Origin of the sequence: Enterococcus sp. DIV0183, assembly GCF_050541505.1 — a bacterium.
GTDB lineage: Bacteria > Bacillota > Bacilli > Lactobacillales > Enterococcaceae > Enterococcus > Enterococcus faecalis.
Genome location: NZ_CP172932.1, coordinates 1,094,715 through 1,107,912, shown reverse-complemented (window position 1 = coordinate 1,107,912; position 13,198 = coordinate 1,094,715). Strand labels below are relative to the sequence as shown.

16 protein-coding genes and 1 pseudogene are annotated in these 13,198 nt (G+C 37.4%); 2 read left to right on the top strand and 15 right to left on the bottom strand.

Features of this window, described 5'->3' with window-relative positions:
• Positions 1–4 precede the first annotated feature (4 nt).
• The 8 genes from IGK72_RS05575 to IGK72_RS05540 all read right to left on the bottom strand — a co-directional run bounded on the left by IGK72_RS05575 (position 5) and on the right by IGK72_RS05540 (position 4,291).
• A complete protein-coding gene (locus IGK72_RS05575; RefSeq protein WP_002357848.1) occupies positions 5–364 on the bottom strand; it encodes a tail assembly chaperone in 360 nt (119 codons plus the stop codon).
• Between the two features lie 33 nt (positions 365–397).
• Positions 398–910 carry a phage major tail protein, TP901-1 family gene (locus IGK72_RS05570; protein WP_002366557.1) on the bottom strand — a complete coding sequence of 171 codons (513 nt, stop codon included), beginning with the start codon at positions 908–910 and terminating at the stop codon, positions 398–400.
• 12 nt (positions 911–922) lie between these two features.
• Positions 923–1,339, bottom strand: a complete 417-nt coding sequence (locus IGK72_RS05565; RefSeq protein ID WP_002382237.1) for a hypothetical protein — start codon at positions 1,337–1,339, stop codon at positions 923–925.
• A gap of 221 nt (positions 1,340–1,560) precedes the next feature.
• Positions 1,561–1,968: a RinA family phage transcriptional activator gene (locus tag IGK72_RS05560; protein ID WP_002360491.1), complete on the bottom strand. Its 408-nt coding sequence runs from the start codon at positions 1,966–1,968 to the stop codon at positions 1,561–1,563.
• Positions 1,969–1,987: 19 nt separating this feature from the next.
• Positions 1,988–2,380, bottom strand: a complete 393-nt coding sequence (locus IGK72_RS05555; protein ID WP_002360492.1) for a hypothetical protein — start codon at positions 2,378–2,380, stop codon at positions 1,988–1,990.
• A gap of 66 nt (positions 2,381–2,446) precedes the next feature.
• Positions 2,447–3,289 (bottom strand): ATP-binding protein, encoded by an 843-nt coding sequence (locus tag IGK72_RS05550; protein ID WP_010707651.1) that lies wholly within the window; start codon positions 3,287–3,289, stop codon positions 2,447–2,449.
• Between the two features lie 18 nt (positions 3,290–3,307).
• Positions 3,308–4,063 carry a DnaD domain protein gene (locus IGK72_RS05545; protein WP_002394380.1) on the bottom strand — a complete coding sequence of 252 codons (756 nt, stop codon included), beginning with the start codon at positions 4,061–4,063 and terminating at the stop codon, positions 3,308–3,310.
• 45 nt (positions 4,064–4,108) lie between these two features.
• On the bottom strand, positions 4,109–4,291 hold the full coding sequence (locus IGK72_RS05540) for a hypothetical protein (RefSeq protein WP_023627964.1): 183 nt from the start codon (positions 4,289–4,291) through the stop codon (positions 4,109–4,111).
• A gap of 166 nt (positions 4,292–4,457) precedes the next feature.
• Here IGK72_RS05540 and IGK72_RS05535 point away from each other — a divergent pair, with 166 nt between their 5' ends.
• Both IGK72_RS05535 and IGK72_RS05530 read left to right on the top strand, forming a co-directional pair.
• Complete coding sequence (locus IGK72_RS05535; RefSeq protein ID WP_002371257.1) at positions 4,458–4,940, top strand: helix-turn-helix domain-containing protein; 483 nt, start codon at positions 4,458–4,460, stop codon at positions 4,938–4,940.
• A 34-nt stretch (positions 4,941–4,974) separates the two neighbouring features.
• Complete coding sequence (locus tag IGK72_RS05530; protein WP_002382232.1) at positions 4,975–5,460, top strand: toxin; 486 nt, start codon at positions 4,975–4,977, stop codon at positions 5,458–5,460.
• Between the two features lie 372 nt (positions 5,461–5,832).
• Here IGK72_RS05530 and rbfA read toward each other — a convergent pair whose 3' ends face one another.
• The 7 genes and pseudogenes from rbfA to IGK72_RS05495 form a co-directional block, all read right to left on the bottom strand.
• A complete protein-coding gene (gene rbfA / locus IGK72_RS05525) occupies positions 5,833–6,183 on the bottom strand; it encodes a 30S ribosome-binding factor RbfA (RefSeq protein WP_002360497.1) in 351 nt (116 codons plus the stop codon).
• A gap of 24 nt (positions 6,184–6,207) precedes the next feature.
• Positions 6,208–8,604 carry a translation initiation factor IF-2 gene (infB, locus tag IGK72_RS05520; protein ID WP_002357859.1) on the bottom strand — a complete coding sequence of 799 codons (2,397 nt, stop codon included), beginning with the start codon at positions 8,602–8,604 and terminating at the stop codon, positions 6,208–6,210.
• 12 nt (positions 8,605–8,616) lie between these two features.
• A complete protein-coding gene (locus IGK72_RS05515; RefSeq protein WP_002357860.1) occupies positions 8,617–8,922 on the bottom strand; it encodes a YlxQ-related RNA-binding protein in 306 nt (101 codons plus the stop codon).
• Complete coding sequence (gene rnpM / locus IGK72_RS05510) at positions 8,912–9,211, bottom strand: RNase P modulator RnpM (protein ID WP_002363794.1); 300 nt, start codon at positions 9,209–9,211, stop codon at positions 8,912–8,914. Before rnpM ends, IGK72_RS05515 begins: the two co-directional genes overlap by 11 nt.
• Before the next feature lie 20 nt (positions 9,212–9,231).
• Positions 9,232–10,431 (bottom strand): transcription termination factor NusA, encoded by a 1,200-nt coding sequence (gene nusA, locus IGK72_RS05505; RefSeq protein WP_002357862.1) that lies wholly within the window; start codon positions 10,429–10,431, stop codon positions 9,232–9,234.
• A 143-nt stretch (positions 10,432–10,574) separates the two neighbouring features.
• The gene (rimP, locus tag IGK72_RS05500; RefSeq protein ID WP_002357863.1) at positions 10,575–11,048 is read right to left on the bottom strand and encodes a ribosome maturation factor RimP; all 474 of its coding nucleotides are present in this window, start codon (positions 11,046–11,048) and stop codon (positions 10,575–10,577) included.
• A gap of 205 nt (positions 11,049–11,253) precedes the next feature.
• Positions 11,254–13,140: pseudogene (locus IGK72_RS05495) on the bottom strand (Ig-like domain-containing protein).
• Positions 13,141–13,198: the final 58 nt, after the last annotated feature.

Genomic DNA, 13,198 nt, shown 5'->3' with positions numbered 1-13,198 from the left:
TTAATTAGTTGGTCGCTTGCGCTTCTGCTTTCTTCGCTTCTTTGCTGAACTGATCGATCATTGGTTTTGTAAGAGGTTGCTTTCCCATTTCTTTAAGCAGATCATCTGAAAGTTTTTTGACATCTTGGGTCATTAACCATGCTTCAATTTCCGACTTACCTATTTTTAATTGCCCACTTTGTAAAGCTTCCATGATGTCAACTAAGATTACTGGATTGTATTGGCGTAAATAAATCATTGCTGAACTGATGCCCATACCGAATTTGGCAGCGCCATTTTCAATTTGGTAACGTTTATCTAATTCGCGAATCGCGCCAATCGTAAATTTCACTTCAATTGTTTTTCCGTTAATCTCTAAATTCATTTTTTATCCTCCTAAAATTCAACACTTTTTTGATTATGCGCCAGGTTGTGGTGCTTTCTCTGGAACAGTATCTTGGAACGCATATTGTGCTTCCGCAATAATATCTGCTTCTACTGTTGCAAAACCATCTTGTGGTTTGCCATTAATAGAGGCTTCTGTTTCGATTTCTACTAATTCTTCTACATTGGCTGGTAAACTCCATGAATTTACATAACCTTGGGCATAAATTGCTGGATATTTACCTTCCGCATTTTTTTCACCTTTTAAATCAACATCCCAAAATTCCATTAAGATGCCATCTTCAACTGCGTCTTTCATGTATAAATTTTCATCATCTCGAGAGGCTAAACCGCTTAACGATAACGTAACTTCTAAACCAGAAACAGCATTCGCAACGCCATCTTTTGTTTGCGTACCGCTCGATTCACGTGAGAATTCCCATTCATGTTCAATTTGAAATAAGGGTTTCATTGCTTTCTTTGTCGCTGCTTCATCCAAGCGACGAACTAATAAAATACGGTCTTTTCCTTGCATAACTTCTCCCATTGATAATTCCTCCTAGTAAAATTGCATGTGTAATGGTAGTACAGCATGCCAAATTGTTTTTTTCATTTGTTTGGTATCTTTTACCATTTGTGCTTTGACTTCTTGATGTTTGATACCCCAATTAAAATGAGCCGTTCGTTTTAAGTTACTGGTTGCCTGCCGTAAAATCGTTCCTTTAATTGTAGAAATTTGTTGTCGTTCAGATAACGCACCATAAACATGCATTATTAATTCAATTTCTCCCAAAATAGCTGATTTAGTTGGCTTAGGTAATTCTTTACTATCACCTAAGTAAACAAATGGCTGATCTGGTAAATCTGTCGGCAGTTCCTCTAGCAACAAAAATCCTGACGTCTGGCAGATTGCAACAAGGGCTTCATATAACTCTTGTTCCGCTTCATTCATTTTTAGCGCCACCTTTCCATTCAAAAAATTCAGGATTGGTTAACAAATTGGCTCTCTTCTAGTCAAAATGAAGGATCTTGAAAGTAGCCGGCATTTTCTGCTCCTTCATAGCTGACACAAGAAAGCAGTCAAAATCATAGAATTCCGTGTCTTCATTTTTTTGGTTGCCTCACGTTTATCTATCTCTTTCGACACTATTAATTTACCATGTTGACACCTGAAAAAATTCCACGCTTTTTCCATGTTTACATCCCTAGTTCATCCGCCACCGCTTCAAAGAAATGATTTCTTAATTTATAGGCTTGGCTTTTACTAATAAATAATTGCTGGGCAAGTCCAATTAATGTTAAAGAGGGCCGTTTTTTCATATATAGTTCTTCAATAATCACGCGCGTTTGTTCATCCGCTTCAGCTAAACAATTTTTGATAATGTCTCGATTTCTCTCTAAGTTCCACAGACGACGATCCATAGCTATCGTAATCGCCATTCGTTCGGTCACTACAGAGTGAAGTCCTTGTCCTCTAATACCAGCATTTAAATCTGCTTCTTGATAAGGGTGCCGTAATTCTTCTTCCCGTTGACGGATATACTCATCTGTTTTATAAAAGTCTGCTAAAATATCTTTGATATAATTAAATGTTGACGTACGCATTGGTTAATCTCCTTTACTTTTATTCATTTAAAAGTGTTAATCGATAAATAAAATAACACTCTTTCGACATGTCTAAGCCGTGACGAATCGCTTCATCTGAATAACCGAGCCAAATTAAATAGAGATACTCGCTTTTTGTAAACGATGCGGCCTTGATGGATTGGATGGGTCTTGATTGATCCATCGACCAATTACCGATTGCTTGTCCTAATTCTTGAATTTCCTGCATAATAAGTTTATTTTTTTGACTTGCCCAATCGGGATATTGATTCATTAGTTGTAAGAGTCGTTTTCTTTTTTGTGCTTTTTCGCTTTGTTGCTTTGAAATATCTTTAAATACAACGCTTTTCATTTCAAATAAATCTTTTTTACGTTTTGTTAAATTACTCATGTTTACGGCCTTCTCTTTCACCAATTAGATAACCTAACATTAGTGTCATTGTCCAAAAGATAAACCCAATAATAATTGTTAACATATTTATTTCACACTCCTCATTCGTTTGTCTGTTGTGTCTTTGTATTGGAAAACATAGCCACTGGCGTGCTTCATTAGACGAGAAATAATGCGTGTTCCATAGGCCTCCACCAGTTGTTTTCCAGAAAAATTAGTAGTAAAAATAGTTGCTTTATTCTGTCTACCTTCTAAAATTCGGTTTAAGATGTCATTATTAAAATCCGTACTAACTTTATTTTTAATTCCTAATTCAGCACCTAAATCATCTAAAACCAAAACGTCTGCTTTTTTCATTCTAGTAATATACCCTTGAGCCTTTGCTTGGCTTTTGGCCGATTCATTCATGGACATTTTTAGTTTTTCTAATAACTCAGAGTAGCTGACAAATAAACAATACTTTTGATATGCAGAGCGTTCTAAGACTTCAACTAAAATACTGATAGCCAAATGACTTTTACCAACACCAGGTTTCCCTGAAAAAATAACGTGGATTGGCTTTCCTTCAACAATCGCTGAAACTGCTGCTAAGGCCCGTTCTTTTGCTTGTCTTGTTTCTAATTCAGTGGTTTGGTAATTGGTTAAGCGACATTGCCGTAGCGCATCATCAGCAATTAAGGACCCTTGATGAAAAAATTTTTGTGTACGCGCCATAAAACTCTCTTGAGAACGTTGTTGAGTGGCTTCTTGTTCATGTTTTTTTAGCATTTTATACCCACACGACCAACAAGTTGGGGCACAACGTTCTGTGCCATCTTTATTTTTTTGTTGCCAAACATATTGTTCACTGCCACATTCAGGACAACGGTCTTCAACTTTTTCTAACAATTGACTCAATAGTATTTGAAAAGTTTGATCTGTCGCATGCATACTGATTTCCTCCTTTCTTTAAAAACCTAACTCTTGATATTCTTCTGTCATTTGCGGCGTATGCTCCAACACTTGTTTTTTATCATTTACCAGAACTTCATGTACGGATAAATAATTTTGTTGCTCCCAACTTTTCAAAATAGCATTTACATAGCCGTAATTCCGTTTATTTCGATCGACGGCAATTCCTAAAGCATGCAAGATTAATTGGCATGCTTCCTCTTGGCTAGCCCCTTTTTGTATAAAATCTTGCAACCAATACTTAAAATCTTGGCTTGTTTTTGAGGCCAGTGTACCAAAGCCGTTTTCCTCATAAAAATGATAAATCATCTTTAAACAATCGTTTTCTGAACTACTACCTTGACTCTGACCTAACTTAGACTGGACTAAGCTTTCCTGTGGTAACCGTTGGTAGTCAGCTGGTTGACCACCGACAGACGATTCTGCTTTAAACGTATAAGCTTTGCTATTTTTTTCAACAATCTGATTTTTCTCTTCTTGATACAAGGTTGGTTTGTAACGATCACTGCGAATATAATTATGAATTTTCCAATGTTTGATAACGATCACACCACTTTCAAATACTAGAATAAATTTTTTAACCATCAACAATTTTAGATCGTCTTCACCACAACCGACCATTCGCTGCAATTTTTTGGGATTATTGATAAATCCATCATCATCGGCACGCATCGCTAAATGAAAATACAGAGCCTGACTTGATAAGGGCATATCTAAAAACGCATCACTATCAATAATCGTTTTTGCAAACATGCGTCGTTCTGCCAATCCGCTTCTCTCCTTTTGACTAAATTATTGTTATTCTGTTAGTAATTCCATGAGGCCAATCATACCAATCACGATGGCTCCAATTTTTATTGAGACACTGCTTATTAATAAAATAATTGCTAAAAGTAACATATCCGACAACGTTTTTTTATAATTCCGACTCATTTCTTCACCCTTTCTACAAAAATACGGTTTTCCGAACAAAATATCCAAAAAAAATTCAGTTAACCGAACATTTGAATGGCTCTATCTTAGCATCAAATATTTTCACTGTCAACTCATAAGTTCGGTTTTATGAACCGGTGATTTTAATTGCGATTGTTACTTGCCTTCTCTAAACAGGTATAGTATACTTTGAGGCAATAGGAGGTTCGGAAATATGAACATTTTTGCTATCCGTTTAAAAGAGGCTTTAACAGCCAAGAACATCAAACCTAGTGATTTAGCGAAAAAAACTGGCATCGGTAAATCTTCGATCAGCGATTGGCTAGCTGGTCGTTACGAAGCAAAACAAGACAAAGTTTATCGCATTGCAGATGCATTAGACATTAATGAGGCCTGGTTGATGGGACAAGAGGTTCCCATGGAAAAAAATGCCTCAACTATCGACCGCATTTATAAAAAATTAGAACCCCAACGACAAGCCATCGTTTATCAATTTGCCGAACAACAATTACACGAACAACAAACGCAAGCAGAAATTCTCTCATTCCCTCGCCGTGACGAAATGACACTGGCTGCCCACGCTGGGGATCCAGAAAAGATATTTTCAAAAGAAGAAATCGAGAAAATTCACGATTACTTGGATGAAATTGATGCCAAATATCAACAATCGATTTCTTCTGACAAAAAAGAGGATTAACTTCCCATCTACTCTTTTTATTAAGTAATGGCAGGTGAATGGTAAAGTGAATGATTATGAAAAACTCGTCAGTTCCATTCAAAAGGATGTGACGGTTTTAGAAATTGATTTATACAATCAAACAGGTTGTTATGGGTTGTATCGAAATGGCAAAATTTATATTGAAAAAACATTGAGTACCCGTCAAAAGAAGAATATTTTAGCCGAGGAATACGGGCATTATCAAACATCCGTTGGCACTATTTTAAATCAAAATTGTACAGAAAATCGGAAGCAAGAGTTGAAAGCCCGCAATGTGGCCTTAGAGCAATTAGTTACATTAGACGATTTAATTCGTTGCTCTGAAGCTGGCTTAAGCAACCATTATTCTTGTGCTGAATTTTTGGAAATCGATGTTGAAACATTAAAAAATGTGATTACGTACTATCGACAAAAGTATGGCGCCACTTATCTTTATAAAGGACGGATTTTTGAATTTAGGGATTATTCTGTGATGGTATTAAATACTGGGTTAACTTAAAAAGCATGGAACAAAATCAATAAGGATTTTGTTCCATGCTTAAAAGTATTCTGGAAAATTCAAGAGCGGTTTTTGTACCAATGGTTAATATGTCCGACGCCAAGCATAAGATTTGGGACAAGTATGAAGACGAATATAAATGACGGCCAAAATCCGATGAACTGAATAATATGTTCCCGCATACTATGTAGTACAAAGAAGAAAAGAAAAAAGTACAGGGAACTCTTGCCTGAACCCATTTCTTTTAAATAACGATCTCCATTTTTATAGTAAGCAACAATTCTTTTCATCTTTGCACCTCCATGACTATTTTATCAAGAAATCATGAAAAGAAAAAGCACACCATTCGTCTGGTGTGCTTTTTCTTTTTAATTATTCACCTTGATTCAACTTACGAATCAACTCATCAATGTGATTTCCGTATTGGACAGATTCGTCTCTTTCAAAAATCAACTCTGGTGTTTTATACAAGGTTAACCGTTGTCCTAATTCTTTACGAATCAGTCCTTTGGCTTTGTCTAATCCTTGTTGAGCTTTTTGTTGTTCGGAAGCTAAATCAGATAACAAGCTGTAATAAATCGTTGCTTGTTGTAAATCACCGGTCACACGAACATCTGTAATAGTGATGCCTTGGACGCGTGGATCTCTGATGCGTTTGTTCAAGATATCATTCACTTCACGCATGATTTCTTGACCTACACGACGGTCACGATAATTTGCCATAGTGTCTTCCTCCAATTACTAAAATTATTGTTTGATTTCTTCCATAATGAAGCCTTCAATCGCATCATCTACACGTAAATCATTGAAGTTTTCAATCATAGCGCCACATTCAAAACCAAGTTTGACTTCTTTCACGTCATCTTTAAAACGTTTCAAGCTTGCTAATTTACCTTCATAAATAACAATACCATCACGAATGACACGCACGCCACTATCGCGGCGAATAAAGCCTTCTGTAACATAACAGCCAGCGATTGTGCCAACTTTAGATACTTTGTACAATTCACGAACCGTCATTTGACCCGTAATTTTTTCTTCAAATTCTGGATCTAATAACCCTTTCATCGCTGTTTCGATTTCTTCTAGGGCTTTATAGATAATACGGTGTAAACGAATATCAACTTCTTCTTGTTCTGCTTGTTGTTTCGCTTGTGGTGTTGGGCGAACGTTAAAGCCGATAATAATCGCATTACTTGCTGCAGCTAAAGTTACGTCGCTTTCATTGATGGCCCCAACTGCCGCGTGAACAATTTTCACACGAACGCCTTCTACATCAATTTTTTGTAAACTTGCTGAAACGGCTTCGGCAGATCCTTGTACGTCTGCTTTGACAATGATATTAACTTCTTTTAATTCGCCTTCTTTTAGACTTTCAAATAAGTTATCCAATGTCACACGGCTACTTGCTGAACGTTGTTCAAGCAACGCACGTTTAGCCCGTTCTTCCCCTGCTTGACGTGCTGTTTTTTCATCTTCAAAGACCACAAAACGATCACCCGCTTGAGGAACATCATTTAATCCGGTAATTTCTACAGGAGTTGCGGGTCCTGCTTCTTTATCACGGCGGCCCATGTCATTGGTCATCACACGAACACGTCCGTAAGTATTACCAACAACGATTGGATCACCAACATGTAAAGTTCCTTGTTGAACGAGTAATGTCGCAACCGGACCTTTACCTTTATCTAAGCGCGCTTCAATCACTGTTCCAATTGCTTTTTGCGTTGGATCAGCTTTTAAGTCTTCTACTTCAGCAATCAATAAAATATTTTCCAATAGCTCATCAATGTTTTGATTGAATTTCGCTGAAATATTGACGAAAATCGTATCTCCGCCCCATTCTTCAGGAATTAATTCATGTTCACTTAATTCTTGTTTCACATGATCAGGATTTGCACCAGGCTTATCAATTTTGTTAACTGCTACAATAATCGGCACTTTTGCCGCTTTGGCATGGTTAATCGCCTCGATTGTTTGTGGCATTACTCCATCGTCCGCTGCAACAACTAAGATGGTAATATCAGTGATGCTGGCACCACGCGCGCGCATACTTGTAAAGGCCGCATGTCCTGGTGTATCTAAGAACGTAATTGGTTTGCCATCAATATCTAACTGATAGGCACCAATATGCTGCGTGATACCGCCTGCTTCACCTGAAGTCACACGAGAATGGCGCAATGTATCTAATAATGTTGTTTTCCCGTGGTCTACGTGTCCCATGATTGTGACAACAGGGGGACGTGTGGTTAAGTTTTCTTCAACAACTGCTTCTGGTTCGAAGAATTTATCAATGTCCGCAATATCAACTTGAACTTTTTCTTGCGGTTCCATGCCATAGTCCACAGCTAATAATTCAATTGTATCTTTATCTAAGGCTTGGTTTTGGTTAACCATGACACCCATCATAAATAATTTTTTGATGATTTCCGCTGGTTCGCGGTGGATTTTTTTCGCAATATCCGCCACGTTCATACCTTCTGTATATTCTAAAACATCTGGTAATTCACGGAATTTACGTGCTGGTACTGCTGGCTTCGCTGATTCTTGTTGATGTTTGCCTTTTTTCCCTTTTTTATTGAAACGATTGCGGTTTTGGTTATTAAAGTTATTCCGGTTATTACGATTTTGACCGCCACCAAAATTGTTGTTACGGTTTTGGCCGCCACGGTTTTGGTTGTTCCCGCCATTGTTATTTTGGCTGGTCCGATTTTGATTCGTTGTAGAACCGTTATTGTTTTGGGTATTGCGGTTTTGATTGTTTGTATTTGTTTGATTGCTACGGTTTTGTGTGTTGCTTTGGCCGTGACGATTTTGGTTGTTGTTGTTTCTTTGTTGTCCATTCGTTGATTGATTGTTTGGACGATTTTGGTTATTTCTTTGTTCACCAGGTTTATTGTTCATTGGTTTCTTATTGGCTGGTTTATTTTGTGTTGTTTGTTGCTTTTGGTTGTTTGTTGCTTTTGATTGAGTATTTACGGTACTTCCTCCTCCGAATGCTTGACGAAGCTTTGTTTCTTGCTCGGAACTAATTGCGCCCATATGGTTTTTAACATCCATACCTAATTGATGCGCTTTATCGACAACGTCTTTGCTTGCTTTATTCATTTCTTTTGCTAGTTCATAAATTCTTTTTTTTCCCATGCAATCACCTTCCTAACCTTTTAGTAATTCCTTGATTTTGGTGGCAAATCCTGCATCAGTTACTCCGATAACCATTCGTGGTCGCCCAATCGCTTGGCTGAGCTCGAATTGACTGAACAGTTCGCTAACAGGAACATTATAATAAGAACTTTTGTCCTTGATTTTCTTTCTAGTATTCTCACTGGCATCTTGCGCAACAAACACAAATTTCGCTTTGTTTGCACGAATATCTTTAAGGGTTAATTCCTCGCCTGTGACTAATTTACCGGCGCGCATTGCTAAACCTAAAAGGTTCAAAATTTTGGTTTTATTTTCCATCGCCAAACAACTCTTTGCGGGCTTTTTGATGTGTTACATAATCCAATAGTTCTTGATAAAATTCATCACTTAATTTTGTTTCTAAGACACGATCAAGAATTTTTTTATCCCAAGCTTTTTGGACTTCCGCAGGATCCAAATCAACGTAAGCGCCACGTCCAGGTAATTTACCAGTTGGATCTAAGGCCACTTCGCCTTCTTTGGAGCGAGTGATTCTGACTAATTCTTTTTTCGGTTTCATTTCGCCTGAAACAACCGATTTACGCATTGGAATTTTTCTCTTTTTCATTTTTTCACCCTCCAAAAACGTTATTCTTGTTCAGGTAATTCTTCTGTAATTTCTGCTTCAACAACTGCTTCTTCAGCAGCCAAGTTTTCGTAATCATCTGCCGTCATATCTGAATGGATAATTGCTTCATCCATTTCTTCTGCCACTTCGGCAACTTCTTGATTGGCTTGTTGTTCATAAAATTCAGCCATATCAGATTCTGATTTGATATCAATTTTATGGCCCGTTAATTTAGCAGCTAAGCGCGCATTTTGACCACGTTTACCAATTGCTAATGACAATTGATAATCAGGTACAACAACTGTACATGCTTTGCTATTTTCTGGATCAAAAATAACATCTAATACTTGAGCTGGATTCAAGGCATTACTAATATAAATAGCTGGATCTTCGTTCCATTCCACAATATCCATATTTTCACCTTTTAATTCATTCACAATCGCTTGGACACGTTGGCCTTTTGGACCAACACAGGTACCCACTGGGTCAATATTAGGATCTGTTGAACGAACGGCTACTTTTGAACGATCGCCAGCTTCACGAGCGACGCTTACGATTTCAACAATTCCATCATAAACTTCTGGAATTTCTTGTTCAAAAAGACGTTTTAGTAAATCTGGATGACTACGGCTTACAAAAACTTGTGGGCCTTTTGATGTGTTTTCAACACGTGATACGTAAACTTTAATCCGATCATGCGGTTGGTAAAATTCATTTGGCATTTGATCTTGTTTTGATAAGACTGCTTCGATTTTACCTAAGTTTACATAAATATAACGACGATCTTGACGTTCAACAATTCCTTGCATGATGTCATTTTCATATTCGCTAAATTCATTATAAATAATTGTTCTTTCTGCTTCACGGACACGTTGTAAAATTACTTGCTTTGCTGTTTGGGCAGCAATGCGGCCAAAGTCTTTTGGCGTAACTTCAAAACGAATTTTGTCGCCGATTTCATATGCACCATTTAATGCAACGGCATCTTTTAATGAAACTTCCAATTGTGAATCAAATACTTCTTCTGTTACTTCTTTGACAGCATACACATGAATATTGCCTTTTTTTGGTTCAAATTCAACTTCGACGTTGCTTGCTTGTCCATAATGTCTTTTATATGCAGAAACTAAAGCTGCTTGTAACGCTTCAATCACCGTATCTTTAGGAATCCCTTTTTCAGCTTCTAATACGTCTAATGCATTTAACATTTCTTTGCTCATTGTTTTTCTTTTCCTCCTATGGATTCGTTAAAGCTGAACGAGTGGTTCTTCTTCCAAGGGAAAAACTTCTCGTTAAAACTTGTCACAGGCCTAGCTAAAAGTAAAACTTTTAGTGGACCCTTTTTTACATTCGAGTCTGTTGATTAAAATTGAATGGCTAAACGAGCTTTTGCGATATTTTTACGTTCAAAAGTCATTTCCTTCACTCTGGTTTTAATTTTTACACTTAATGTTAATTGTTCTGAATCAAGATGGACTAAGGTACCTTCAATCTGTTTTTCTCCATCAACTGCTTGATAAAGAGAAATATGAATGTACTTACCTACCGCTTGTTCATAATCGCTTTCTTTCTTTAACGGACGTTCTGCTCCCGGAGAAGAAACTTCCAGAAAGTACGCTTGCGGAATTGGATCTGGATCCATTGCATCTAGTTTTTCACTTAATTTTTCACTGACAAAGGCACATTCCTCAATATCAATGCCACCTTCTTTATCGATAAATACTCGTAAAAACCAATTTTTTCCTTCCTTAACAAACTCTACTTCCACAAGTTCAAAATTTTGTTCTTCTAAGATTGGTGTGACTAACTTTGTTACAGTTTCCACAGCACTACTCAAAATTTTCGCCTCCTTCGAGATTGATGTAACGAACCGTGTCCTGATGACTTTTCCATCAAAAAGAGTGAGCAGAAATCCGCTCACTCCCAACTAGTATCATTACGCTAAAGATAGTATAGCACAGAACCACTCCAAACTCAAATGAACAAGCTAAATCTCTCGAAATTTGCACATTTTGTCTCGATTACTGAAACTATCTAAGCGATTATTTTTTCGTTTTAAAATAGATAAATAATCCTTGAATCAAAAGAAGGCTACCTAAGAAAAGAAACGCGTTTTCTTTTGTTTCTCCTGTTTTTGGCAATTCCTTATTACGAATCGCCTGTTTTTCAATGGTTATTGAAGTAGTTTCTGTGGTTGAATTCGTGGTAGTATCTGTTGTCCCACTCGTTGGTGGTGTGGTACTTTCTATAGGTTTTTCTGGCGTATAGTGATTAGTAAATACTTGACCTCCATCATACTGAGTAGTTGCTACAAGATTTCCTAAAAGCGCCTCGACGGTTACTTGAACTTGAAGGTTGTGCGTATCGTAGGAAACACCTGTCTGTTGCGTGTTTACTTCCCGAATGGTGTATTGATAGTTTCCAGGAGTTTCAAAGGTTAATGGTGAAAATTGAATTTTCCCTAAAGTATCGTTACTAACCGTTTCTAGTACTGTGCCTTTCTCATCTAACAATTCAAATTGAAATTCAGCATCCTTCAGTGGTTTTCCTAAAAGAACTTTTCCAGCTAAAAATGAAGCAGCGACTGGTTGATATGAAATCTTATGATTCACAACAGTTTTCAGTGCAACTAAGTTTTTACCAAAGTCTTCAGGTGTTATTGGAATCTTGTTTTGCGAAAGTTGGTAACCGGTAGGTGCTTTGGTTTCTACTAAAGTATAGTTATCTTTTAACAAGCCTTTAACAATCGCTGTTCCGTTTTGATCTGTTGTGATTTTGGCCACTGTTTGATTGGTTGAGTTACGAATGAGTTCAAACTCTGCACCTGCTAAACGCTGGCCCGCTTCATCTTCTTTATGGATTTCAACAACATATTGCTCACCATTAGCTTCTCCACCACCCGTTTGTGAGACACGACTCACTTCGACTTCTTCCACCACCGTTTGATTTTCTGTTAATTTTGCATAATTTGTGAAGGTTTCACCTTTTTCGGGTAGATGATCGATTTTGGTTTTATAGGTGATACGATATTCGTTAGTCCCAATATTGCCAAAATGCACCGAAAAATTGCGGTCACCAGGACCATACTGGACAGCCAACTGACCAGTTATATCTTCCTCTGGCGTGAACTGCCAAATAGCATTTCCATCCAGTGTCCATTGTCCTCGTTCAATTTTCATAGTGTCTTTGATATAACTTAAACTTGCTGTTTTTAGCACATCTTCCACTTCTAAATCAGTATACGTTTGCCCTGTTGGATTAATCCGTAGCACATTGTAAATTTCGGTTGGATCGTCTTCAATAAACCACGAATACTTGCTAAATTTTTCGTTAACATCATCGCCTTCACCTTGGTAATCAAGATCGCCAGCAAATATTTTTTCCCCTTCAACCGTGACGTAAATAGGAATCTTGGATTCATTTTTGACATTTTCGAAATCAATCAAACTTGTAAAATATAAAGACCCACTAATATTGGCATGGTTTTCTACGTAATCTGTATACGTTAACGTGACCGTTTTATTCGCTACATCGGTCTGTGCGATTGCAACCACAGCACCTGTATCATCTACTACATTAAAGGTCATATTTTTCTCGAGACGTAGCTCTTCGGGCAAAGTAATCACACTCGTATCCCCACTATTAACGGTATTATCCGGTAAGTTGAACTAAATTCGGAGGTAGATGTCTGTATATTGATTAATGGTCCCAAGTGGGTTCCCCTCTTTGTCCGTTAGCTGAATCGCTGTCACAATGTTGCCCACTTGCTTACGCGGTACTACGTTTGGCGTAGCAGAAATTTGATTGGTTTCACTGGTACTAGTTGGTTCCGTTTGCGCATATCCTGTTTCAAGTTTCAGAAAAGGCGTTATCAGCGTCGATAAAAGAATGAAAAACATTCCCCAATAGACAAAACTTCTTTTTTTCATTTTTATTCAATCCTTCCTATCTAAAATAATTGGTTAGGTTTATACTATCAAGGATTAA

Coding starts and splice junctions, on each gene's coding strand:
- IGK72_RS05575 (WP_002357848.1), bottom strand. CDS start 364: ATGAATTTAGAGATTAACGGAAAAACAATTGAAGTGAAATTTACGATT.
- IGK72_RS05570 (WP_002366557.1), bottom strand. CDS start 910: ATGGGAGAAGTTATGCAAGGAAAAGACCGTATTTTATTAGTTCGTCGC.
- IGK72_RS05560 (WP_002360491.1), bottom strand. CDS start 1,968: ATGCGTACGTCAACATTTAATTATATCAAAGATATTTTAGCAGACTTT.
- IGK72_RS05550 (WP_010707651.1), bottom strand. CDS start 3,289: ATGCATGCGACAGATCAAACTTTTCAAATACTATTGAGTCAATTGTTA.
- IGK72_RS05545 (WP_002394380.1), bottom strand. CDS start 4,063: ATGTTTGCAAAAACGATTATTGATAGTGATGCGTTTTTAGATATGCCC.
- IGK72_RS05535 (WP_002371257.1), top strand. CDS start 4,458: ATGAACATTTTTGCTATCCGTTTAAAAGAGGCTTTAACAGCCAAGAAC.
- rbfA (WP_002360497.1), bottom strand. CDS start 6,183: ATGGCAAATTATCGTGACCGTCGTGTAGGTCAAGAAATCATGCGTGAA.
- infB (WP_002357859.1), bottom strand. CDS start 8,604: ATGGGAAAAAAAAGAATTTATGAACTAGCAAAAGAAATGAATAAAGCA.
- IGK72_RS05515 (WP_002357860.1), bottom strand. CDS start 8,922: ATGGAAAATAAAACCAAAATTTTGAACCTTTTAGGTTTAGCAATGCGC.
- rnpM (WP_002363794.1), bottom strand. CDS start 9,211: ATGAAAAAGAGAAAAATTCCAATGCGTAAATCGGTTGTTTCAGGCGAA.
- nusA (WP_002357862.1), bottom strand. CDS start 10,431: ATGAGCAAAGAAATGTTAAATGCATTAGACGTATTAGAAGCTGAAAAA.